Annotated in this window: 21 protein-coding genes and 1 tRNA gene; 11 read left to right on the top strand and 11 right to left on the bottom strand. The window is 72.8% G+C overall.

The window, feature by feature from the left end; translation table 11 throughout:
* The 4 genes from AB0P03_RS00005 to AB0P03_RS00020 form a co-directional block, all read left to right on the top strand.
* Window positions 1–216 (top strand): acyl-CoA dehydrogenase family protein (locus AB0P03_RS00005; protein WP_363627431.1); only part of this gene is annotated, 216 nt, incomplete at its 5' end.
* A 133-nt stretch (window positions 217–349) separates the two neighbouring features.
* Window positions 350–1,057, top strand: coding sequence for a TetR family transcriptional regulator (locus tag AB0P03_RS00010; RefSeq protein WP_363627537.1), 708 nt, complete (start codon window positions 350–352; stop codon window positions 1,055–1,057).
* A gap of 670 nt (window positions 1,058–1,727) precedes the next feature.
* Window positions 1,728–2,564, top strand: a complete 837-nt coding sequence (locus AB0P03_RS00015; RefSeq protein WP_363627432.1) for a hypothetical protein — start codon at window positions 1,728–1,730, stop codon at window positions 2,562–2,564.
* A 225-nt stretch (window positions 2,565–2,789) separates the two neighbouring features.
* On the top strand, window positions 2,790–3,512 hold the full coding sequence (locus AB0P03_RS00020) for a YukJ family protein (RefSeq protein ID WP_363627433.1): 723 nt from the start codon (window positions 2,790–2,792) through the stop codon (window positions 3,510–3,512).
* Between the two features lie 25 nt (window positions 3,513–3,537).
* Here the strand turns inward: AB0P03_RS00020 and AB0P03_RS00025 are convergent, their stop codons facing one another.
* The 7 genes from AB0P03_RS00025 to AB0P03_RS00055 all read right to left on the bottom strand — a co-directional run bounded on the left by AB0P03_RS00025 (window position 3,538) and on the right by AB0P03_RS00055 (window position 9,084).
* Window positions 3,538–4,209, bottom strand: a complete 672-nt coding sequence (locus AB0P03_RS00025; protein ID WP_363627434.1) for a PHB depolymerase family esterase — start codon at window positions 4,207–4,209, stop codon at window positions 3,538–3,540.
* A 90-nt stretch (window positions 4,210–4,299) separates the two neighbouring features.
* Window positions 4,300–5,781, bottom strand: a complete 1,482-nt coding sequence (locus tag AB0P03_RS00030; protein ID WP_363627435.1) for an NAD(P)/FAD-dependent oxidoreductase — start codon at window positions 5,779–5,781, stop codon at window positions 4,300–4,302.
* 77 nt (window positions 5,782–5,858) lie between these two features.
* Window positions 5,859–6,503, bottom strand: a complete 645-nt coding sequence (locus AB0P03_RS00035) for a flavoprotein (RefSeq protein ID WP_363583950.1) — start codon at window positions 6,501–6,503, stop codon at window positions 5,859–5,861.
* 17 nt (window positions 6,504–6,520) lie between these two features.
* Window positions 6,521–7,051 (bottom strand): hypothetical protein, encoded by a 531-nt coding sequence (locus tag AB0P03_RS00040; RefSeq protein WP_363583948.1) that lies wholly within the window; start codon window positions 7,049–7,051, stop codon window positions 6,521–6,523.
* Window positions 7,048–7,959, bottom strand: coding sequence for an alpha/beta hydrolase (locus AB0P03_RS00045; RefSeq protein ID WP_363583946.1), 912 nt, complete (start codon window positions 7,957–7,959; stop codon window positions 7,048–7,050). Before AB0P03_RS00045 ends, AB0P03_RS00040 begins: the two co-directional genes overlap by 4 nt.
* The gene (locus AB0P03_RS00050) at window positions 7,956–8,804 is read right to left on the bottom strand and encodes a hypothetical protein (protein WP_363627436.1); all 849 of its coding nucleotides are present in this window, start codon (window positions 8,802–8,804) and stop codon (window positions 7,956–7,958) included. The genes AB0P03_RS00045 and AB0P03_RS00050 overlap by 4 nt, the downstream gene beginning before the upstream one ends.
* Window positions 8,805–8,910: 106 nt before the next feature.
* A complete protein-coding gene (locus AB0P03_RS00055) occupies window positions 8,911–9,084 on the bottom strand; it encodes a cypemycin family RiPP (RefSeq protein ID WP_350878031.1) in 174 nt (57 codons plus the stop codon).
* Window positions 9,085–9,589: 505 nt separating this feature from the next.
* On the opposite strand from AB0P03_RS00055, the gene AB0P03_RS00060 reads away from it, so the two are divergent.
* Window positions 9,590–10,288 (top strand): ATP-binding cassette domain-containing protein, encoded by a 699-nt coding sequence (locus AB0P03_RS00060; protein WP_363618084.1) that lies wholly within the window; start codon window positions 9,590–9,592, stop codon window positions 10,286–10,288.
* Between the two features lie 5 nt (window positions 10,289–10,293).
* On the top strand, window positions 10,294–11,970 hold the full coding sequence (locus AB0P03_RS00065; protein WP_363627437.1) for a DUF6297 family protein: 1,677 nt from the start codon (window positions 10,294–10,296) through the stop codon (window positions 11,968–11,970).
* Window positions 11,971–12,178: 208 nt separating this feature from the next.
* Here AB0P03_RS00065 and AB0P03_RS00070 read toward each other — a convergent pair.
* Window positions 12,179–12,266, bottom strand: a tRNA-Leu gene (locus tag AB0P03_RS00070).
* A gap of 291 nt (window positions 12,267–12,557) precedes the next feature.
* Between AB0P03_RS00070 and AB0P03_RS00075 the strand changes: the two genes are divergently transcribed.
* The 3 genes from AB0P03_RS00075 to AB0P03_RS00085 all read left to right on the top strand — a co-directional run bounded on the left by AB0P03_RS00075 (window position 12,558) and on the right by AB0P03_RS00085 (window position 15,552).
* Window positions 12,558–13,889: a M20/M25/M40 family metallo-hydrolase gene (locus AB0P03_RS00075; RefSeq protein WP_063346934.1), complete on the top strand. Its 1,332-nt coding sequence runs from the start codon at window positions 12,558–12,560 to the stop codon at window positions 13,887–13,889.
* Window positions 13,890–14,135: 246 nt separating this feature from the next.
* On the top strand, window positions 14,136–14,381 hold the full coding sequence (locus tag AB0P03_RS00080) for a chaplin (RefSeq protein ID WP_363583937.1): 246 nt from the start codon (window positions 14,136–14,138) through the stop codon (window positions 14,379–14,381).
* A gap of 349 nt (window positions 14,382–14,730) precedes the next feature.
* Complete coding sequence (locus AB0P03_RS00085; RefSeq protein WP_363627438.1) at window positions 14,731–15,552, top strand: chaplin; 822 nt, start codon at window positions 14,731–14,733, stop codon at window positions 15,550–15,552.
* 333 nt (window positions 15,553–15,885) lie between these two features.
* Here AB0P03_RS00085 and AB0P03_RS00090 read toward each other — a convergent pair whose 3' ends face one another.
* Window positions 15,886–16,095, bottom strand: coding sequence for a DUF5703 family protein (locus AB0P03_RS00090; protein ID WP_280681853.1), 210 nt, complete (start codon window positions 16,093–16,095; stop codon window positions 15,886–15,888).
* 366 nt (window positions 16,096–16,461) lie between these two features.
* Here AB0P03_RS00090 and AB0P03_RS00095 point away from each other — a divergent pair, with 366 nt between their 5' ends.
* Complete coding sequence (locus tag AB0P03_RS00095; protein ID WP_063346931.1) at window positions 16,462–17,067, top strand: hypothetical protein; 606 nt, start codon at window positions 16,462–16,464, stop codon at window positions 17,065–17,067.
* An 86-nt stretch (window positions 17,068–17,153) separates the two neighbouring features.
* Here the strand turns inward: AB0P03_RS00095 and AB0P03_RS00100 are convergent, their stop codons facing one another.
* A complete protein-coding gene (locus AB0P03_RS00100) occupies window positions 17,154–19,376 on the bottom strand; it encodes a helix-hairpin-helix domain-containing protein (protein WP_363627439.1) in 2,223 nt (740 codons plus the stop codon).
* Between the two features lie 49 nt (window positions 19,377–19,425).
* Window positions 19,426–20,406 (bottom strand): aldo/keto reductase, encoded by a 981-nt coding sequence (locus tag AB0P03_RS00105; RefSeq protein ID WP_350878016.1) that lies wholly within the window; start codon window positions 20,404–20,406, stop codon window positions 19,426–19,428.
* A 251-nt stretch (window positions 20,407–20,657) separates the two neighbouring features.
* Between AB0P03_RS00105 and AB0P03_RS00110 the strand changes: the two genes are divergently transcribed.
* Entirely contained in the window at window positions 20,658–21,704 is a 1,047-nt protein-coding gene (locus tag AB0P03_RS00110; RefSeq protein ID WP_363583931.1) for an LLM class F420-dependent oxidoreductase, read from the top strand.
* Window positions 21,705–21,709 lie beyond the last annotated feature (5 nt).

Raw genomic sequence — 21,709 nt, forward strand, 5'->3', positions numbered from 1 at the left:
GGGGACGGGGATCTGACGTTCTTCGGGGCGGCGGCGAAGTGCTACGCGTCGGATGCGGCGATGGAGATCACGACGGACGCGGTGCAGTTGCTGGGTGGGTACGGGTACACGCGGGACTACCCGGTGGAGCGGATGATGCGGGACGCGAAGATCACCCAGATCTACGAGGGGACCAACCAGGTCCAGCGCATCGTCATGGCCCGCAACCTGCCGTAACAGCGCCTCCGAGGTGCACCGACGGCCGGGCCGAGCACCCGGTCCGGCCGTTCGGGGCCGATGCTATGTTCCGGGAATGAGCGAGAAGGAAGAGCAGGACCTGCCCATGAACGACGGGCCCACCAAGCCGGCGATGCGCGAGGCGCTCGTCGCCGCGGCCTTCGAGCTCTTCCTGGAACGCGGCTTCGAGCAGACCACCATCGACGACATCGTCTCGCTCGCCGGGGTCGGCCGGCGCTCCTTCTTCCGCTACTTCCCGGCCAAGGAGGACGTGGTCTTCCCGGACCACGAGCGCAGCCTCGCCGAGATGACGGAGTTCCTGGAGTCCGGCACCGGCGAGGAGGACCCGGTCAAGCACGCCTGCGACGCGGCCCGGCTCGTCCTGCGGATGTACGCCGAACAGCCCTCCTTCTCCGTCCAGCGCTACCGCCTCACCCGCAAGGTCCCCGGCCTGCGGGCGTACGAGCTCTCCGTGGTCTGGCGCTACGAGCACACGCTCGCGGCCTATCTGCGCGGCCGGTTCGCCGACCGGCCGGACGGCCCGCTGCGCGCCGACGTGACCGCCGCCGCCGTCGTCGCCGCGCACAACCACGCCCTGCGCACCTGGCTGCGCTCGGGCGGCGAGAGCGACTGGGTGGCCGAGGTCGACGCGGCGATGGCCTTCGTCACCGGCACCTGGAACGACCGCCCGGGCGGCGAGAACGGCGCGGGCGGGGAGTCCGGGGAGTCCGGGGAGTCCGGGGCGGACGATGTGGTGGTGTTGGTCGCCAGCCGCCGGGCGCCGCTGTGGCGGATGGTCCAGGGCATCGAGAGCGCACTCGGCGACGCCCACCGGCTCTGACCGCCGGCTCCGATCAGCCGGCTCCGGCCGACGCCGACCCGCTCCGGTCGCCACCCGCTGCGGAGGGCGCTCCCACCCGAACGGCGCAACTCCGCTCGTCCGGCGCCCGGCTGACGAGCCGCACGCCGTGCGGGCCGCCCGGCCCCGGGCGAGACTCGGTCGCAGGACGGGGGCCGCGCGCCCCGGGAGCGCGAAGGAGCGGCGATGCCGGGGACGCCCCAGCAGGAGAACGGTGGCCCCACCCTGCGCCAGGTGCTGCTCGGCAAGGGCTACCTCGGCCTGCTGCTGGTCGCCGCCCTGATCGGCGCCCCGGTCTCGCTGGTCGCCTTCGGCTTCGTCGGTCTGGAGCACCAACTCCAGCACTGGGTCTGGGAGAGCCTGCCGGTCACCGCCGGCTTCGACCGCGCCCCCTGGTGGTGGCCGCTGCCCGCGCTGCTGCTGGCCGGCCTGCTGCTCGCCCCCGTGGTCACCCGGCTGCCCGGGCACGGCGGCCACGTGCCGGTGGACGGGCTGGGCGGCCCGCCCACCCCGCCGGGCGCCGTCCCCGGCGTGGTGCTGGCCGCGCTCGCCTGCCTGCCGCTCGGCGCGGTGCTCGGCCCGGAGGCGCCGCTGATGGCGATCGGCGGCGGCCGCGATCTCCACCATCTTCGGCAGCCCGCTGGTGGCGGGCGTGATGATGATCGAGGCGGCCGGGCTGGGCGGCCCGCGGCTGATCGCTCTGGTCCTGCCCTGCCTGCTGGCCAGCGGGGTCGGTGCGCTGGTCTTCACCGGCTTCGGCCACTGGACCGGGCTGTCGATCGGCGCGCTCTCGCTGCCGCGGGTGCCCGAGAGCGGCGTCCCGGACCCGGGTGACTTCCTCTGGGGCGTCCCGCTGGCGGTGGTGATCGCCGTGGTCTGCGTGGCCGGGCAGGCCCTCGGCCGGCGGGTCAAGGCCTTCACCACGGGCGATCCGGACGGCCCCCGGCCGGTGCCGACCGCTCGTCGGACCGCCGTCCGGACGGTGCTGTGTGCGATCGCCGTCGGAGCCTGCCTCGCGGCGTACGCCCTGCTCACCGGTCGCTCACCGGAGGAGGCCGCGCTCTCCGGGCAGGCCACCCTGGGCGCGCTGGCGGCCGACCCGGCGGCCTGGCCGATCGGCGCGCTGCTCGCCCTGGTGCTGTGCAAGACGGTCGGCTGGGGGATCGCCCTGGGCAGCCTGCGCGGCGGCCCGATCTTCCCGGCGATCCTGATCGGTGCCGCGCTCGGGGCGGCCTGCGCGCCGCTGCCCGGCCTCGGCACCGCGCCCGCGCTGGCCGCCGGACTGGCCGCCTCCGGCGCGGCCGTCACCCGGCTTCCGGTCACCAGCACGGTGCTGGCGGCGGCGTTGCTGGGTGGTCAGGCCGCCGATGCGATGCCGCTGCTGATCGTCACCGCGGTGACGGCCTTCGTCACCGGCGAGCTGGTCCGGGGGCGGTCGAGACGCGTCCACGCTCCGCCCGGCGGGGGCAGGCCGGCACCGGCCGACTGACCGTCCAGCCCTCGTCCGGTCCCCGTCCAGCCCTCGCCCGGCCCCCAGGCGCCGGCGCCCCGACGTCAACGTTCTGCGGCGCGAAAATCCCTTCGGGGGACGGCAGATGAACAACTGCGGATTCCACGGTCCCCGGTCGGCGGGGTGCGCGATAACGGAGGCACCCCGGCCGACCGGCCGGCGGGGCACCATGACCAGCAGCCAGGGAACCGAGGAACGACACCCATGCCGATCAGCGACTACGGCGTGCTCGCCGCCACCGCCGTCGACCGGCGCCGCGAGGGCGCCACCGACACCCCGCACTACCAGATCCACCTGCGCGACGCCGGGGGCACCGACTACCGCGCGGCGGTCAACGTCCTCTCCCAGCAGGCCCCCGCCGACCTGCGCTACCTCGCGGTCGAGGACTTCCGGCACCCCGTCACCGGCCTCCTCCCGCCGGCCGGCAGCGGCTGGAACCCGCTGCCGTCCCGGCCGGGCACGGCGAGCCTGGACTTCGTCCGCGGGTGCCTGTTCGACCCCGCGGCGATGCGCGTCCTGCCGCCCGACCTCCCGGGCCCGGACAACGACCTCGCCGACGTGCTCGACCAGCACGTCCAACGGGCGATCGCCGACCCGGCGGCCGCGGTGTACGTCTTCGGGCAGCGCTTCGGGCCCGAACCCGGCGTCCCGGACAAGGTGTTCGGCTTCCTGTCCGGCAACGGCGTGCACGACGTGCACATGAACCAGGGCAACAGCGGGCGGTTCCGGACGGACGACGGCGTCTACCAGGACGGCGCGCTGCTCATCCACCTGCCGGCGGAGAGCCGGTGGGCGGCGGTGTTCCTGGCCTTCCAGTCGCAGTCCTGGCACACCGACGACCGCACCGGACACGCCCTGCCCGCGTCCGTCCCGCACCCCACCCGCCCCCGGACCGGGCCCCGTCAGGCGACCGGACCCCAGCAGTAGGTCCTGTCCGGCCGATCCTGGCGGATCAGCCCGCGCTGTGGGACCGGCGGGACTGGGCGAGCAGCCAGGCGTAGACCTCGGGGTCGTCGTACGTCCGCGTCCAGGAGTCGTGGCCGATCCCCGGGTAGCGGGTGAACCGCACCGGACCGCCCGCCTCCCGCAGCGCCTCGACCACCCGCTCGGTGTGGGCGACCGGGACGACGTCGTCCTCCCCGCCGTGGAAGGCCCACACCGGGAGGTCGACGAGGCGCGGCGCCGCCTCGCTCAGCCCGGACCCGCAGATCGGCACTGCGGCGGCGAACCGGCGCGGGTACCGGGCGGCGAGCGCCCACGTGCCGGTGCCGCCCATGCTCAGCCCGGTGACGTACCGCCGGTCCGGGTCGATCCGGTACGTCCGCGCCACGTCCTCGACCAGGGCCGCCAGCGCGCTCACCTCCGCGACCCACGAGCTGTGCGCCGGGCACTGCGGGGCCACCACCACGAACGGCAGCTTCGCCCCGGCGGTGATCTGCCGCACCGGCCCGTGCACGGCGAGCGCCGCCAGATCCTCGCCACGCTCCATGGCGCCGTGCAGGAACAGCAGCAGCGGCCACGGCCCGGGGCCCTCGTCGTACCCGTCCGGCAGCGACAGGGCGTACCCCAGGTCGTTGCCGTCCTCGTCGACGGCGAAGCGGTGGTGCTGAACAGGTGCGGACATCGGTCTCCTCCAAAAACGTCAGGGGTTCCACGGGGCGGACCCGCCGCCACCACCCTTACCGAGCTGCCTCTCCGATTGATGACGCCGCCGTCACGGTTCACGTCGCAAAGACGCCGGACGGGGCCCGAGCGAGGGCGGCGCGGCGATGCCGAACTCCCGGCGGAGCGCGGAGACGGCGGCGAGGTAGCCGCTCATGCCGTGGACGCCCGGACCGGGCGGCGTGGACGCGGAGCACAGGTAGACGCCGGGCAGCGGGGTCGCGTACGGGTTCCACCGGGGGGTCGGGCGCATGAGCAGCTGGCCGAGGGTCAGGGCCCCGGCCCCGATGTCCCCGCCGACGTAGTTCGGGTTGTACGCCTCGTACTGGACGCCGTTGGTGCTCCGGGCGGCGACGACCGTCTCGGCGAACCCGGGCGCGTACTTCTCGATCTGTGCCGTGACGGAGCCGGTGGGGTCCGCCGCGTACCCGTTGGGCACGTGCGCGTACGCCCAGACGGGCCGCTTCCCGGCGCGGACCCGGTCGGGATCGGCGACGCCGGGATCCACCAGCAGCACGAACGGGTCGCCCGCGTCGACACCGCGGGCGACCCCGGACTCCCGGCGGTAGATCTGCGCCTGCGACCCTCCGAGGTGCACGGTGGCGGCCCTGGCCACCTCGGTGTTCCGCCACGGGATCGCCTCGGACACCAGGAAGTCGACCTTGGCCGCCGCGGGCCCGTACCGGAACCTGCGGAGCCGTCGCCGGTAGGCGGCGGGCAGCCGGTCGCCCGCCACGGCCGAGAACTCCTTCGGCCCGGTGTCGAACATGACGACGCGCGAACCGCGCACCTGCGCCAGGTCGGTGATGCGCGCACCGGTGTGGATCTGCCCGCCGTGGCGCCGGATGTCCTCGGCCAGGCCGGCCGCGATCTCCGAGCTCCCGCCGCGCGGCACCGGCCACCCCGAACTGTGCGCCAGGTGGCCGAGGAAGACCGACACGGCTCCGCCGACGATGCTGGGGAGCCTGCCGACGGCGTGCGCGGCCACCCCGGCGAGGAGGGCGGCCGCCTCGTCGGTCGCGAACCGGTGGGTGGCGAGCGCCGTCCCGTGGACCAGGGACCGCCACGCGAGCATCGCCGGAGTCCGCAGGGACGTGGGGACGGAACGGAAGTCGGAGAGGAAGAGCTCCCCGATCTCGGTGCTGCGGCCGATGAGCGGTGCCATCAGCCGCCGCCAGCCGGCGCCGTCGCGGCCCAGCGCGTCGCAGGTCCGGTCGAGGTCCTGGTACGCCACGGCGGCCCGCCCGTCCGCCAGCGGATGGGCGTAGGACGCTTCCGGCCGGAGCAGGTCGACGCCGCGGGCCGACAGGTCGAACCGGCGGAAGAACGGCGACACGGCGGCCATCGGATGGACGGCGGAGCAGATGTCGTGCCGTACGTCGCTGTCGAAGAGGGCGTGCGTGCGCAGGCCGCCGCCGATCTCGTCCTGGCTCTCGTAGACGTCCACGTGCAGCCCGGCGCGGGCGAAGGTGACGGCCGCCGCCAGGCCGTTCGGCCCGCTGCCCACGACCGCGACGTCCCTGTTCCACTTCATGGTCGGTCCGCCTCGTTCATGGTCGGTCCGCCGCGCGGGATTCCACGGGCGGGGCGGCCGGTCACCGGGAGCTGGTGCTACCGGCGGCCCTTTGCATCGAACATTCCTTCCAGCTCCTTCAGGACCGACGGCAGGTAGAAGCCGGTCTCGCCCTCCCATTTTCGCTTCCCGACGCTGTACGCCGCCACGGTCTGGCTGACCGAGACGTTCGGGCGCCGCAGCAGGAGCTCCATGTTGTGTTCGACGACGGCATTTCCGGCCGGAAAGGCGGTGGCGAGCACGATCGGCTTTTCGGTGATCTGCAACGCCATGGTGGCGGGGGTGTCGCAGTTTCCCGAGGCGAGCCGCATCGCGAAATCGAGCGTCGCGGGGAAGACGGCGAAGGCGTCGACGCGTTCGCCGATCTCCACGTGTGCGGATTCCGGGAGGGAGGGGTCGGCGTAGTCGTCGGTCCACACGTCGCCGCCCACCAGTCGGCGCAGGGCGTCCAGCGTCACGAATCGCTGTGCGGACCTGGTCACCAGGAGATCGCTCGTGATCCGGGGAAACGACTGGCGCAGCCAGTGCAGCCAGTACGGTGTGAGCGCGGCATTGATGGATCCGGTCACGATGAACAGGATCCGCTTCTCGCCCAGATCGGGGATCGCCTGACTTCCGGCGCTTGCGGCGATTCCGGTGTTCGCAGCGCTTCCGGAGTTTTCGGTGCTTTCGGTTTCGGGCATCTCGGTGTTCCCCCGGTTCACAGGGCGAGTTCGGGCGAGATCATGATGGGCTTGATCCCGTCGGCACCCTCGGTCGGGACGGACGCCACGATCATGAACTGGTAGTCCCCCGACTCGCTGCTCCTCCTGCACGTGTCCCGCACGGCCCCGGCCATCAGGTTGTACCCGTCGCTGTTCAGCATCCACTCGAACATGGCCCCGTTCGAGGCGAGCGTGCGCACCTGCGACGCCATGTCGAACAGCGCCTTCGGAACCCGGCTCCCCGGGTTCCACAGCACGGCGAGCGGCTTCGCCTCGTTCCGCATGGCCAGGTCGGCCCACGTGGTCCACCCGTCCGCGGGCGTCGCGCGCGTGCGGTAGAAGACGTACAGGTCCTCGATGCCGGGGTTCGGAGCGAAGAAGCGCCACTGCGGCAGGTCGGGGAAGAACGGCAGGCGCATCTTGATCGGCAGCTTGTCGTCGGGCAGGTTCTCGAAGACCGTCAGCACGACGTGCGTCACCAGGGCGGCCTTGACCAGGGACGTGACGGTCCTGCGCCACGCGCTCATGAGTTCTCCAGGATGATCGCCGCCGTCTGCTGCGCCAGGGCGGGCTTGGCGATGATGGACCGGTGGCTGCTCGCCGGGACGACGTGGAAGTCCGCGGCGACCCGCTCGCTGAGCTTGCGCTGCTGCTCGGTGTTGTTTGCGGCCGAGATGACGACGCGCCGCAGCGGGCCGGCGGCCACGAAGTCCTGGCCGGCGAGGGGCTCGTGGAGGTACTCCTGGCGCGCCGCCAGCAGCACCTGGGGGCTGGAGATCGAGGCCAGGTACGCCCGTTGGATGTCCGGGCGGTACTCGAGTTCCCGCTCGGTGGGGCTCGTCAGCCAGCGGGTGGTGCCCAGGGCCGAGCCGAGCAGCCGTCGCGCGGTGTCCTGGTTGTAGCGCGCCACCCGCCGCTTCGACCCGCGATCCTCACCGAGGAGTACGGCGTCCGTCCCGTCGACGATGTGCAGGACGGTGGCGCGCTCGCGCACGTAGGCGGACTCCGCCGCGACGTTCATGGCGGTGAGGGCGCCGATCGAGTGGCCGCACAGGACGACGTCGCCCTCCGGCGCGAGCTGTTGCAGGAGGAACTCGACCGACTGGGCCGGCCGCAGTCCGCTCTTCGAGCGCCAGTACCCGCTGCGGTGGTAGCGCAGGACCCGGAAGCGCCGGCTGAGCAGCCCGGCCACCCAGTCCCAGGACTCCAGCGGCGCGCCCAGGCCGCTTTCGAGGACCGCGACGGGGGCGGTGGGACCGAGCTCCCCGGCATCGAGCGCGTACTCGATCGCGAGGCCGTCCGGGCCCTGGATCAGGGAGGTCCCCTTGAGCCCGCTGCGCCGGGTGTACTCCTCCTCCAGGCGGATGTACGAGAGGTAGGCGCTGACCGCGGCGGCGGCGCTGAAGGTGGCGACCACCTGGCGTTCGAACCTCATCCCCGGCCCCCGTTCCTGGGCAGGCGGTCCACGGCGTAGAGGACCGCCGCGTGGGCCGAGCTGAATCCCCAGAAGAACCGCGGCAGGCCCATCGTCACGGCGATGCCCAGGTGGAAGAGCTTGACGCCGGCCAGGGCCTTGCGGGCGTCCGTCGGCGCCAGCAGGTAGACGACCGGGAACCCGGTCTCCCAGACGATGGTGAACCACGTCATCGAACTGCACAGCAGCGGGCTCTTCTTCAGCCACTTGGCGACCGCGCTGTCCCCGTACTGCTGGGTCTGCAGGACCTGTTCCAGCGCCTCGCCCGACCGCCAGGTGCTGGAGATCGCCTTCGCCGCGCCGGCGGTCACGTAGGCGATGAAGGTCTGGGCGTTGACCGCGCGCAGGAAGAGGTCGTCGGACTTCTCGGCCTCGGGGACCAGGGCGGTGAGCAGGCGGTAGCCGCAGATCAGGGCGGCCATGTGGTCCGCCCCGTCCCTGCCGAACGAGGTGCGGTACTTGCTCAGGCCGCTGGAGGCCAGCATCAGGCCGGCTCCGGTGATCTGCTGCGCCCGGCTCCTGCGGCCGGTCAGGGTCAGCGCTCCGCCGACGACGCCCATGGCCTTGATGGCGACGGCACCGCCGCGGCTGTCGATCGCCTTGCGGAGGGCCTGCGGGACCACGCTGCGATCACGTTTCGAACTCAGGCCCTGCAAAAGGCCGTTGGGTCCGTAGGCGGCCGTCCTGGTCAAGGCTTCGAGGCCGCTGATGATCTCGCCCACCGCGGCAGGGGCCAGCGTCCAGTAATGCGCGTCCTCGCGCGATATGGGGTGGGAAGGCTCGTTGACGATCTTGGTGAATGGCATTCACGCGTCCTCGTGCTCCAGTCGAGCGGGGCCGGAAAGGGGAACCGCTCGTCCCCCTTTCCGGCCCGTCTGCTCACATGGGTGGTGTCACCGGTGGGTCAGTGGTTCAGCAGCCGAGGCAGATCGTGCTGCCCGTCACGACGACCTCGCATATGGCGACGATGGTGGGGGTGGTCATCGCGGGAGCGTTGTGTGCGTTCACGAAACCCTCCTGCGCCTCCGCGAACGAAGCGTTGACGGCATCGGTCACGAACTCGACACGCGATTCGGTGGCGTTCACTCTTTCTCCTTTTGATGGTGGAGACAGCGGCCAACCCGCAGAGGACCGACGCCCGCTGCCGGCCGCTGCCGTTCGACCATATGTCGTTCCGGTAACCACGGGAAGACCCTTGATGTGTTCATGGTGTGCACAATGCGAATCGGTGGCGGATAATTTCGAAGAAATTGACCAATTCCATTGTAGGTGGACATTCTTCGAATTCTGTGCAATGCCCCTTTTGTTGTGGAGTCACCGGATGCTCCTGTATTTGATCATTGATATCGCAGGTCAGGCCTTGATCGAGAATCCGGGCGGGCGGCGGATTCCGCCGAACAGTCCGTATGGCCTCAAATCGCCCCATTTGACTTGACGGCCTCGGGGCCGACCGGAGGATGCGTGCCGGGCCGTCCGGAGGGCGTATTTGGGTCGGCTTTGCAGGATTGGGACGCCTTGCTATGATCGGCCCAATGTTCAGAAAAGTGTGAAAATGAACGTTTCGATCATCCGAGAGAAGACGGCTCGTCGATTGAAAAAGAAAACCGGCAAGGCGGCGGACGCACCGCTGCTGCAACTCGTCGACGTCACACACGCGTACGGTGACAGCACCGTGCTCGACCGGGTCTCCCTCCGCATCCACCGTGGTGAGTGCGTTTCCCTGGTCGGGGAGAACGGATCCGGCAAGAGCACGCTGCTCCGCGTGGCGGCCGGCCGGGAGAGACCCTCCGCGGGGTCGGTCGTCTTCGACGGGGAGGAGATCCACGAGGATTCCCTGGACGTGCGCAAGCGGGTCGCGTCGGTGATGGATCCCGGTGCGTTCTATCCGGACCTCACCGTGCGGGAGCACCTGCGGCTCGTGGCGCTGTCGCACGGCATGGGCGCCGGAGCCGATGCCGCGGTCGACGGGGCGCTGGAGTCGCACCGCCTCACGGCGCAGTCCGAACAGTTCCCCTCGGCCCTGTCCTCCGGGCAGACCCAGGCGCTGCTCCTCGCCGCCGCCTTCATCCGGCCGCACGACCTCCTCATCCTCGACGAGCCGGAACAGCGGCTCGACTCCCACGCCCGGACCGCCCTCGCCCGCCTGATCGCGGAGCACCGCGACCGCGGAACGGCCGTCCTCATGGCCACCCACCACCGGGCCCTGAACGAGGTCGCGGACCAGATCGTCGAAGTCGGCTCGCGTGCGGGGCACTCGGGCCCGTCCGGGGCGGTGCGGGGGGAAGGATGAGCGGTTTGAGCGACAGCGTGGCACCCGCGACCGGGACGAGGGCGCGGGTGCCCGACAGGTCGGGGGACTGCACCGCGGACACCCTGCTGTTCCTGCGCGAAGCCCGGAGTGGCACGCGCCAGGAGAAGCGCAGGAGCGCGTGGTTCATCGCCTACACGGTCCTCCTGGTGGGCGGCTGCTGGGGCGTCCCCGCCCTGCTCCAGTGGACGAGTTCGACCCGGGCGGCCGACCGGCCACCCGTGCAGATCGGGGAACAGGCGTCCGCGACGCTCCTGGCGCTGATCCCGGCGGTGCTGGTCCTCGCCCTGCTGCTCACCGCCCGGGGAGCGATGTGGCGTGGCCCGGTCCTGCTGGACCGGGCCACGACCGGCTTCCTGCTGCCCTCGGCCGTCGACCGGCGAGCCCTGCTCGCGCCGGGGTTGCGGTCCTCGGTGGCGCTGGCCTCCGTGGTGAGCGGCGTCGCCGGCGCGGTCGCGGGCTTCCTGCTGCAGGGCCTGGCCCCGCAGTCGTGGATCCTGCTGACCCTCGCGGGCTCCTGGACGGGCGTCTCGGTGGCGCTCACCACGAGCGCGGTCGGCGTCCTGGTCGAGCGGAACGACCAGTGGATGTCCCGCTACGGCCGCGGGGTCTTCGCCGCGGGGTGGCTCCTCGCCGCGGTCGCCGCCGCCGGCGTGTGGACGGCATGGACACAGGGGCGGACGGGCTGGCTGCAGGACCTCCTGCTCTGGTCGGGCCCGTGGGGGTGGGCGTCCCAACCGCTCCTGTGGGCGCTCGGCCTCGTGGGTACGGCGGGCGCCGTCGGCACGGTGCTGTCGGTCGGCACCCCGGTGGTCGCCCTCGTCCTCGCCTGGCGGGAACTGCCCGCGATCCCGCAGGCCGCCCTCAGGCTGCGCGCGACGGTCGCCGCCCAGATCAGCACGTCCGTCCTCATGCTCGACCTCCGCCAGGCCCGCTCCGGAGTACCGCGGCTCAAGGAGCGGCGCAGCACCCCCCGGCTCCGCCTCCCCGTGCCGCGGCACCGGCTGCTGCTGGTCCCGTGGCGCGACCTCACCTGCCTGCTGCGCAACCCCCGCCGCCTGGGGTGGGCCGCCGTCTGGAGCGGGCTCGCCGTCGGACTGACCGCGGCCGCCCCCTCCTTCACCTCGACCGCACAGCAGATCGTCGTCGTGCTGTCCCTGGTCGCCGAATACCTGGCGGCCGCTCAACTCACCGAGCCGGCCCGGCTGGAGAGCGACGACCCGCGGCGCTCCACCAACCTGCCCTGGACGTTCAAGTCGCTCGCCCTCCAGCACTCGGCGGTGCCCGGCGGCCTCCTCCTCGCGCTCACCGGAGCCGGCGCACTGGCGTGCGTGCTCGGCGGCCGGGGCGCCGCAGGACTCCTCCCGCTCCTCGCCTCCGTACCCGCACTCACCGCGGCCGCGCTGGTCAGCTCCTACCGGGGCGTCGTGCCCATGCACCTGACGATCGGTGTCAACACCCCCATGGGCAACACCGGCCCCGGCCAGGTGGCGCTCTGGTACCTGCGCGGCCCGCTGGCGGTCGGCACCCTCCTGTTCCCGCTCGCCCGCTCCGCAGCCCAGGGCCACCCGTACGCCGCGGCACAACTCGCCTGGACCCTGGCCGTCACCGCGGCCGCCCTCTGGTGGGTCCGGCGCACCGCCCACCGCCTCCACACCCGATAGCCCCGACCCCACACCAAGGGCCGGCCGACCCGCCGTCACGTCGGATCGACCAGCCCCACGAGGTCGGCCGACCACCATGCCCGAAGCCACGACTCCCCGGCGGAGACCTCCACCACCACCCGACACCACTCGCCGGGCCGCCGGTCCCGCGGTTGGTCACACGACGGCCGGGAAAAGCAAAAGACCCCTGAATCAACAGGGGTCTTGCTGGTGTCCGAGGGGGGACTTGAACCCCCACGCCCGATAAAGGGCACTAGCACCTCAAGCTAGCGCGTCTGCCATTCCGCCACCCGGACCGGGTGTTGTCTTAGCGGCTTTCGTTCTCTCGTCGGCCGCGCTGACAGATGTAACTGTAGCAAAGATCGGCTTGGGGTCCCAAAACGGTTCGGGGCGGGGGAGCGAGGGTGGTGGCGGGGGCAAGGGGGAGTGTGTGGCGGGGGCGTGACCAGGGGGTTTCGGGGGCGCGCAGGGGGTGGATCCGGGCCGGGGGCTGGGGGAGGATGGGCGTACGTGCTCGTACGGCCCGGGTGCAGGTCCTGGGGGTGGCGCGCTGGTGCGTCGGTGCGGGCCAAAGACGAGGAGTGACCGTGAGCGAGCGGAGCGAGTCGGCGGGGCCGAGGGCGACGGCTGAGTCGGAGGTCGCCGGGATCTGTCGCGATCTGATCCGGATCGACACCAGCAACTACGGGGACGGCTCCGGCCCGGGGGAGCGCAAGGCGGCGGAGTACGTCGCCGAGCAGCTCGCGGAGTTCGGGGTGGAGCCGCAGATCTTCGAGTCGGCCAAGGGGCGGGCCTCGACGGTGGTGCGGATCGAGGGCGAGGACCGTTCCCGCCCGGGCCTGCTGATCCACGGCCACACCGACGTGGTGCCGGCCAACGCCGCGGACTGGACGTACGACCCGTTCGGGGGTGAGATCGCGGACGGCTGCGTGTGGGGGCGCGGCGCGGTCGACATGAAGGACATGGACGCGATGACCCTCGCGGTGGTCCGCGACCGGCTGCGCACCGGCCGCAAGCCCCCGCGCGACCTGGTGCTGGCGTTCGTCGCGGACGAGGAGGCCGGCGGCACGTACGGGGCGCGGTTCCTGGTGGACAAGCACCCGGAGCTGTTCGAGGGCGTGACCGAGGGCATCGGCGAGGTCGGCGGCTTCTCCTTCACGGTCAACGACCAGGTGCGGCTTTACCTGGTGGAGACGGCCGAGAAGGGCATGCACTGGATGCGCCTGACGGTCGAGGGCCGCGCCGGGCACGGCTCGATGGAGAACGACGACAACGCGATCACCGAGCTGTGCGAGGCGGTCGCCCGGCTCGGCCGGCACAAGTTCCCGCTGCGGATCACCAAGACCGTACGGGCGTTCCTGAACGAGCTGTCGGACGCGCTCGGGGTCGAGCTCGACCCGGAGAACATGGACGAGACCCTGCGGGTGCTCGGCGGCATCGCCAAGATGATCGGCACCACGCTGCGCAACACCGCCCAGCCGACCATGCTCGGCGCCGGCTACAAGGTGAACGTGATCCCCGGCCAGGCCACCGCACACGTGGACGGGCGCTTCCTGCCCGGCTACGAGGAGGAGTTCCTGGCGGAGCTGGACAGCGTGCTGGGCCCGCGCGTGAAGCGGGAGAGCCTGCACTCGGACAAGGCGATCGAGACCACCTTCGACGGCGCGCTGGTGGAGGCGATGCAGACGGCGCTGCGGGCGGAGGACCCGATCGCCCGCGCGGTGCCGTACTGCCTGTCGGGCGGGACGGACGCCAAGTCGTTCCAGGACCTCGGGATCCGCTGCTTCGGCTTCGCGCCGCTGCAGCTGCCGCCGGAGCTGGACTTCGCCGGGATGTTCCACGGTGTGGACGAGCGGGTGCCGGTGGACGGGCTGAAGTTCGGCGTCCGGGTGCTGGACCGGTTCCTCGACGCCTGCTGAGCACCTTGGGTGGACGGCCCGTTCCCGGAGTGCCGGGGGCGGGCCGTCCGCATTGTCCGAGCTAATGATTTGGGACAGGGCGAAGGAGATCAACAGAAACGATCCTGCAAGGAAATGCGGATCGACCGTGTGTGCGGACCGTCACCGTTGCGAGTGAATGGCAAATCTGTTCCGTACCCCGTTTGCCACACCCTCGTTCATCCCTGTGCAACCCGCCGAACGGGTTGCGTTGTCCATACAGGAGGAATGATGAAGGTCAAGAAGATCGCCGCTGTTGCCGCCGCCACCGGTGGCCTGGTGATCGCCGCCGCCGGTGTCGCGTCCGCTCACGGCGGTGCCGGCGCCGAGGGTGTGGCCGCTGGCTCCCCGGGTGTCGTCTCCGGCAACCAGGTGCAGATCCCGGTGCACGTCCCGGTCAACCTGTGCGGCAACACCATCAGCGTGATCGGCGTGCTGAACCCGGCGTTCGGCAACCACTGCGCCAACTTCTGAGTCACGCTCCGAGCTGCTGAGGCTCGTTGAGCCGACTCATTCGGCCCCCGGGCGGCGGACGCGCCGCCCGGGGGCCGCTTGCATGCGGAGTGCGGAGTGCGGAGTGAGGGGAGCTGGGTGCGGAGGGGCAAACAAGAGGGCAATCGCTCGATCGGGTGAAGTTGGTTCGTTCGGCTCAACCTCTCCGCCGCTCTCTCGTTAACTCCTGTGCAGTCGAAGACCTTGCCGGATATCCGGATATACGGAAATTCCGACTTTCGGAAGGTATTTACGTCAAGGTCGTCACGTCGTTCTCGATACGTCAGGGGAAAAGATGAGGAATGTAGCCAAGAAGGGGATCCTCACGGTCGTGGCCACCGGCAGTGTCCTGGCCTCGACCGCCGGCTACGCCTACGCGGGTGCCGAGGCCCAGGGAGGTGCCGCCGGATCGGCGGGCGTCGCCTCCGGGAACTCGGTGCAGGTGCCGGTCGAGGTGCCGATCAACGCCTGCGGCAACACCGTCGACGTGATCGGCGTGCTGAACCCGTCCTACGGCAACCGCTGCGCGAACGTCAGCGGCCACCCCGAGGCCGCCAAGCCGGGCGGCTCCCACGCGGGCTCCGGTTCCCACACCGGCCCCGGGGCCAACACCGGCTCCGGCCGGGGCTCCTCCGCCTCGGGCACGTCCGCCTCCGGCGTCGCCGCCAACTCGCCCGGCGTGGTCTCCGGCAACAGCATCCAGGCCCCCGTGCACGTCCCGGTCAACGCCTGCGGCAACTCCGTCGACGTGGTCGGCGTCGGGAACCCGGCCTTCGGCAACGACTGCGCCAACGTCGCGCAGCCCGCCCCGGCCCCGAAGCCGGTCGACGACTGCCCCGAGAAGCACAGCCCGTCCATCCCGCCGCAGGCCGGCGGGGAGGTCCCGGGCAACCCGCGCAACGGCGGCCCGTCCACCACCCCCGAGGCCGGCGCACACTCGGCCCCCGCCGTCGCGCCGGTCGCGAGCGGCCAGGTCGCCCCGGTCGCGGCCCGCGCCGCAGCCCCGGTCGTCGCCTCCTCGCCGAGCGGCGCCGTCGGCAGCCAGCTGGCCTCCACCGGCGCCGGTGACGTCGAACTGCTCGGCGCCGCCGGTCTCGCCCTGCTGCTCGGTGGCGGCGTGCTCTACCGCCGCGCCCGCGCCGGGGCCCGCTGAGCCGCCGGTAGGCCACATCCCGCGGCGCCACACCCCCGCGGCGCCGCCGGAGCACGAGGCCGGAGCGTGACGCGCCCGCGGCCGCCTGGAGGTACGGGCGGCCGCGGGCGGGCGGAGGTCCGGTGTGAGAACCCGCATCAAGGCCTGACATGACGTGAAGCCCCGGCTCGAAAGCCCGGCGTGAGATCCCCACCGCGACGGGCGCGTTCCCGGGCCCGGAGCTCGCCGATCCGGAGCTCCCCGACCCGGCCGCCTCCCGCCTGGGCCTTCCCCACCCAGGCGCCCCGCCCGTCCATCCCCGTGGCGGCGGGTGGGTTCAGGCGCGCTCGCCCGTCACCAGCTCCGGACCTGCCGGATGATCCGCCGCCGCAGCCGGACCGTCCGGCTCCCGTCGGGGAACAGCCTCAGCCGGTCGAGCTCCCAGTGCCCGTACTCGGCGTGCTCGGTGAGCAGTTGGCGTGCCGCGTTGCGCGTGGTGCCACGCGGCATGCGCAGCGACTGGTACTCGTACTCCGGTTGCCGGACCGGCTTCGGTGGGGTCAAAACGCTCCTCCTGAGGATCACCTGCGCGCAAGCCTACGACCTGCCTCGGACAGTCGGCCCGGGTATTTCCGGACGTCCTCCCGGCCGTCCGTCCGACCCGGTGGGACGCCCCGGACCGGCCGGGGCACGCCAGCCCGACTGACAGTGCATCAGTCCCGTTGTTCCTCCGGACGGGATACCCCGATCCCGGCGCGCGAAGCGGCACCCGATCGGCCCCGCGCGGCCCGGCCGCACGCCCTTCGCGCCGGGCATGCGCGGGGACAGAACCACGCGGATCGGACATCAGGGGGGAAGTTGCGGTGAAATCGCGGGTGTAGGTGACAACCGCTGTGCGTACCGACACCGCGGGGAGATAGCGTCTGCACCATGTCTGATGCCGCGCAGCCAACCATTGCCGAGGTACGCGCCGCCGCCGAGGCGGTCAAGGCCGCCATCGACCGTCATCTGGAAGCGGTGTCAAGCCCCAGCGCAGCGGATGATCCCGCTGTGTCCGCCGCCTACGAGCAGCTCGCGACGGCGGCCATCGCCTACGACCAGATCCTCTACGAGGTCTACGACGAGGTCACCCCCTTCGAGATCCCCGGGGACGAGGGTCCGGGCGGCTACCACGGCCCCGAACAGCCGGAGGCGATCAGCGTGCTGATCCGCCGCGACTACCACGTCGCCGACCCCAAGCGGCTGCGCGCCCAGGCCGAGCGGCTCGACGAGTCGCTGACCCCCGGCGGGGGCGGCACCAGCGGGGTGAACGCCGCGATCGGTGTGCTGTTCGGCGAGTACGAGCCGGACGAGATCGCCGCCCGCAGCGAGGAGTTCGGCCTGGAGGAGGCGGACTCGACGCTCTGGGTCGCGGCGGCGGAGCCGACCGAGCCGGGGGAGTGGCTGCCGGAGCCCTTCGAGCACGCCGACCCGCAGATGCTGATCTGCCGGTTCGACGTGAGCGAGGTCTACGACGACGAGGACCCCGACGACTGAACCGTTCGTCGTGCGGACACCCGGAGGGCGGGCCCCACCTGTAGGGGGCCCGCCCTCCGCGCGTTCCGCCGACCGGCGCGCAGGACCTAGTACGCCGAGGCGGCGTTCTCGGCGAGGATCGCCCGCAGCCGGGTGGTGCGCGGCTGCGCCGGGCGCTCGGTGACGGCCTGGGCGAGCGCCGGGCCCGCCGCGTGCACCACGGACAGGTGCCGCTCGCCGCGGCCGAAGGCGGTGTAGACCCACTGCCGGGTGAGCGCCGGGCCGGCGTCCTCCGGGAGCACCACGACCGCGCCCGGCCAGCGGCGGCCGAGTGCCTGGTGGACGGTCAGCGCCCAGCCGTGCCGCAGCCGGCCCACCTGGGCGGGCGGGACGGTCCGGCGCGAGCCGTCCGCGTACGCCAGGTGCAGGCCGGTGGCGTCGCCGTCCAGCACCCGGGCCGGGCGGGTGACGCCGGGGGCCGGGGAGTCGACCACCCGGTCGCCCGGGTCGAAGCCGCCGAACCGGCCGGGCCCCGGGTTGAGCCGGGCCTTCGCGGCGGCGTTCAGCGCCCGGGTGCCCGCCGGGCCGCCGTGGCCGGGGGTGAGCAGCACCACCTGCTCGGCGGGGATGCCGAGGGCGCGGGGGATGGAGTCGGTGAGCAGCTGGAGGGCGCGGTGGACGGCTTCGCCGCCGTCCTTCGCGGTCAGGATGACCACCTCCTTGTCCGGCGCCTCGACGGGCTGGAGCTCGCCGATGCCGACGCCGGAAACCAGCTCGCCGATCGGGCCGAAGTCCGGGGTGCGGGAGGCGACCGCCGGGCAGACCTTGGCGGCCAGCAGGTCGGCGAAGAACCGGCCGGGGCCGGCCGACCAGAGCTGGCCGGGGTCGCCGCTGAGCACCAGCCGGGTGCCGTCGGCGAGCGACTCCAGGACGGTGGCGGCCAGTTCGACGTCCAGCAGCGGGGCGTCGAGGACGACCAGGACGTCCAGGGCGAGCGTGCCGTCGGAGGCGCGGCCCGGCCCGGCGGCGCCGGAGAGCAGGTCGGCGAGGGTGATCACGGCGGCCGGGGTGTCGGTGAGCGCGGCGAAGGACTCCCGGCCCTGGTCGGTCCAGGTGGCGGCCCAGGCCCGCAGCCCGAGGCCGCCGGCAGCGGCCAGCAGCGCGGCGGGTTCGGCGCGGGCGGCCTCGCCGCCGGTGTGCAGCACCAGGGCGCTGTCGGCGACGGCCTGGATCAGGGCGGTCGCGGAGGAGGACGGCGCGGCCTCGCCGGCAGCCGCCCACGCCGTCGGGCCGGGCGCGGCGGGGGCCTGCGGAGCGTCCTCCGCCGTGGCCTCCGCGGGGGCCACGCCCGAGTCGGAGCCCGAGCCCGCCTCGGAGCCGGAGCCCGCCTCGGAGTCGGAGGCCGGCGAGGAGTCGGCCGCGGACTCGGCGTCCTCCGGCGTCCCGGCGTCCTCCGCCGTGTCCTCCTCCGGATCCTCCTCGCCCGGCTCCGGGTCCTCGCCCGGCTCCGGGTCCTCGCCCGGCACGAAGGTCGACATCAGCCGGACCAGCCCGTCCGCGAGGCTCTCCTCGGCCAGCGCGAGCCGCTCCAGGGCGAGCAGCGTCCGGGTCGGCGGCTCCTCGTCCTCGTCGCCGCCCGCCGCGTGCGCCTCGGGACCGGTCAGCTCCTCCTGGAACGGCATCGCGCGCCCGTCCAGGACGGCGGCCTGGATCGCCGCGGCCGAGTCCGGCAGCCCGTGGCGGTCGAGCCCGGCCGCGATCTCGGCGACCTCGACGGCGGAGTGGCCGCGCAGCGCCGCCTGCTCCAGCAGCCACGGCACCAGCGCCTGGGCGCGGCGCGGGTCGCCGGGGCCGGCGGCGGGGCCGAGCAGGCCGCGGGCGAAGCCGTCCGCGTGCTCGGGGCGGACGCCGGGCAGGGACAGCACGGCCCACGGGTCGGAGCGCAGCTGTTCGGCGGCGCCGTCGCCGAACTCGGCCACCGCGGCGGCCGCGAGATCGGCCGGGGCGCCCCCGGCGGTCAGCACCTCGGCGGTGTCCTTGAGGGCCTGCGCGCGCTGCTGGTCGGGCTGCGCGGAGGGCGGGGCCGGGGCCTTGGCGTCCTTAATGTCCTCGGCGTCCTCGGGAGCCGCGGGACGGCCCTCGCCCTCCGGCGGTGCCGCCTGCGGGCCGACACTGCGGATCCGCTGCGCCAGCTCGGCGATCGCCGCCGCCTTCTCCGCCGGGCTCGCCGTCTCCGCGGGGCTCGCCGTCTCGGCCGGGCCGACCGACTCCGTCGGGCTCACCGAGACTGCCGAGGTCTCCTCCGGAGCGCCGTTCTCCGTGTCACTCATCGTCCGCTCCAAGGGTCACTCCACTGCGTGTTCAGCTGAACGAGGGGGGCTACAGCTCGCTCCACCCCTGGTCCGGGTAGCGGTGCACCGGCGACGAGATGTCGTCCAGCGCACCACGGATCTCACCCGGAAGCGTAAGCGCCTCCACCGACAGCGCCGCCTGCAGCTGTGCCACCGTACGGGCCCCGACCAGCGCGCTCGCCACTCCGGGCCGGTCCCGGACCCAGGCGAGGGCGACCGCGAGCGGGCTGCTGGCGAGGCCGTCGGCGGCCGTGGCGACGGCGTCGACGATCCGCCGCGAGCGCTCCCCGAGGTACGGCTGGACGAACCCGGACAGGTACGGCGAGGCGCCGCGCGAGTCCTGCGGGACGCCGTGCCGGTACTTGCCGGTGAGCACCCCGCGCCCGAGCGGCGAGGAGGCGAGCAGCCCGACTCCGGCGTCCGCCGCGGCGGGCAGCGCCTCGCGCTCGATGCCGCGCTGGAGCAGTGAGTACTCCAGCTGGGCCCCGGCCAGCGGCGTGCGCCCGTGGTGGGCGCGCTGCCAGGTGGCGGCCTTGGCGAGCTGCCAGCCGCTGAAGTCGCAGACCCCGACGTACCGGGCGCGTCCGGAGGAGACGGCGATGTCGAGGGCGCTGAGCGTCTCCTCGACGGGCGTCATGGGGTCGAAGGAGTGCACCTGCCACAGGTCGACGTAGTCGGTGCCGAGCCGGCGCAGCGAGGCGTCGAGGGCGGCGAGGAGGTGGCCGCGGGAGCCGTCGAAGCGGCGGGCGGACTCCGGCACGCTGCCGGCCTTGGTGGCGATGACGAGTTCGGAGCGGGGGATGAGGCTGTCGGTGAGCCGGGAGATCAGGTACTCGGCGCCGCCGTCGGCGTACACGTCGGCGGTGTCGAGCAGGGTCCCGCCGGCGTCGACGAACTCCTTGAGCTGCTCGGCGGCCTCGTGTTCGTCGGTGTCGCGACCCCAGGTCATGGTGCCGAGGCCGAGCCGGGAGACCTGGAGACCGGTACGGCCGAGGTGACGCTTTTCCATCGGACGGGCCCTCCACTGGCCGGTGGCACCGGGCGCCCCGGTAGCCCTGAGAACGCGCAGGTGGGGAGAGCGCTCCCCACGTCGGCTGAGCGTAGCGGCCGGTGTCCGGGCAGGGGTGGCGACCCGCAGAACGATCACCGGGCCCGGGCGGCGGCGGGTGTGACCCAGACCACCACTACCGGTCAGTAGCATGACCGGTGAGTGCGCGGCTACCCTCGCCACCAACCCTCACCGACTGGAAGGTTCGGCACATGCGACTCGGAATCAACCTCGGCTACTGGGGTCTCGGCATGGACGCCGACAACATCGCCGTGGCCCAGGAGGCGGACCGGCTCGGCTACTCGGTGTGCTGGGCGGCCGAGGCGTACGGCTCGGACGCCGCGACGGTGCTGAGCTTCGTCGCCGCGAAGACCGAGCGGATCGACGTCGGTTCGGCCATCTTCCAGATCCCCGCCCGCACCCCGGCGATGACCGCGATGACCGCGGCGACCCTGGACACGCTGTCCGGCGGCCGCTTCCGGCTCGGCCTCGGCGTCTCCGGCCCGCAGGTCTCCGAGGGCTGGTACGGGGTGAAGTTCGACAAGCCGCTCGCCCGCACCCGCGAGTACGTGGAGATCATCCGCAAGGCGATGTCCCGCGAGCGGCTGGTCCACGAGGGCGCGCACTGGACGCTGCCGCTGCCCGGCGGCCCCGGCAAGCCGATCAAGCTCACCGTGCACCCGGTGCGCGAGCACATCCCGCTGTACATCGCGGCGATCGGCCCGAAGAACCTGGAGCAGACCGGCGAGATCGCCGACGGCTGGCTCGGCATCTTCTTCTCGCCCGAGCACGCCGCGCTCTCCCTCGACCCGCTGAAGGCCGGCCGCGCCAAGGCGGGGCAGGGCCTGGACGGCTTCGACCTCTGCCCGACCGTCACCATCGCGGTCGGCGAGGACATCACGGCCGGCGTCGACTCCCAGCGCTCCTACGCCGCGCTGTACATCGGCGGCATGGGCAGCAAGGAGAAGAACTTCTACAACCAGCTCGCCCGGCGGATGGGCTACGAGCAGGCCGCCGACGAGATCCAGGAGAAGTACCTGGCCAAGGACTACGCGGGCGCCGCGGCCGCCGTCCCGCACGACCTGATCGACGCCACCTCGCTGATCGGCGACACCGCCCGGATCGCCGACCGGATGCAGGCCTACGCCGACGCGGGCGTCACCACGCTCACCCTGGCCCCGTCCGGCTTCACCCTGGACGAGCGGATCCAGGCGCTGCGCACCGGCGTCGAGGCCCTGGAGCGCGCCGGCCTGGCGTAGCCGCC

It is taken from the genome of Kitasatospora sp. NPDC088779 (assembly GCF_040685395.1).
Lineage (GTDB): Bacteria > Actinomycetota > Actinomycetes > Streptomycetales > Streptomycetaceae > Kitasatospora.

Excerpts from the sequence above, each read along its gene's own strand:
- AB0P03_RS00010 (WP_363627537.1), top strand. The coding sequence starts at position 350 with ATGCGCGAGGCGCTCGTCGCCGCGGCCTTCGAGCTCTTCCTGGAACGC.
- AB0P03_RS00020 (WP_363627433.1), top strand. The coding sequence starts at position 2,790 with ATGCCGATCAGCGACTACGGCGTGCTCGCCGCCACCGCCGTCGACCGG.
- AB0P03_RS00025 (WP_363627434.1), bottom strand. The coding sequence starts at position 4,209 with ATGTCCGCACCTGTTCAGCACCACCGCTTCGCCGTCGACGAGGACGGC.
- AB0P03_RS00030 (WP_363627435.1), bottom strand. The coding sequence starts at position 5,781 with ATGAAGTGGAACAGGGACGTCGCGGTCGTGGGCAGCGGGCCGAACGGC.
- AB0P03_RS00035 (WP_363583950.1), bottom strand. The coding sequence starts at position 6,503 with ATGCCCGAAACCGAAAGCACCGAAAACTCCGGAAGCGCTGCGAACACC.
- AB0P03_RS00040 (WP_363583948.1), bottom strand. The coding sequence starts at position 7,051 with ATGAGCGCGTGGCGCAGGACCGTCACGTCCCTGGTCAAGGCCGCCCTG.
- AB0P03_RS00045 (WP_363583946.1), bottom strand. The coding sequence starts at position 7,959 with ATGAGGTTCGAACGCCAGGTGGTCGCCACCTTCAGCGCCGCCGCCGCG.
- AB0P03_RS00050 (WP_363627436.1), bottom strand. The coding sequence starts at position 8,804 with ATGCCATTCACCAAGATCGTCAACGAGCCTTCCCACCCCATATCGCGC.
- AB0P03_RS00080 (WP_363583937.1), top strand. The coding sequence starts at position 14,136 with ATGATGAAGGTCAAGAAGATCGCCGCTGTTGCCGCCGCCACCGGTGGC.
- AB0P03_RS00095 (WP_063346931.1), top strand. The coding sequence starts at position 16,462 with ATGTCTGATGCCGCGCAGCCAACCATTGCCGAGGTACGCGCCGCCGCC.
- AB0P03_RS00100 (WP_363627439.1), bottom strand. The coding sequence starts at position 19,376 with ATGAGTGACACGGAGAACGGCGCTCCGGAGGAGACCTCGGCAGTCTCG.
- AB0P03_RS00105 (WP_350878016.1), bottom strand. The coding sequence starts at position 20,406 with ATGGAAAAGCGTCACCTCGGCCGTACCGGTCTCCAGGTCTCCCGGCTC.
- AB0P03_RS00110 (WP_363583931.1), top strand. The coding sequence starts at position 20,658 with ATGCGACTCGGAATCAACCTCGGCTACTGGGGTCTCGGCATGGACGCC.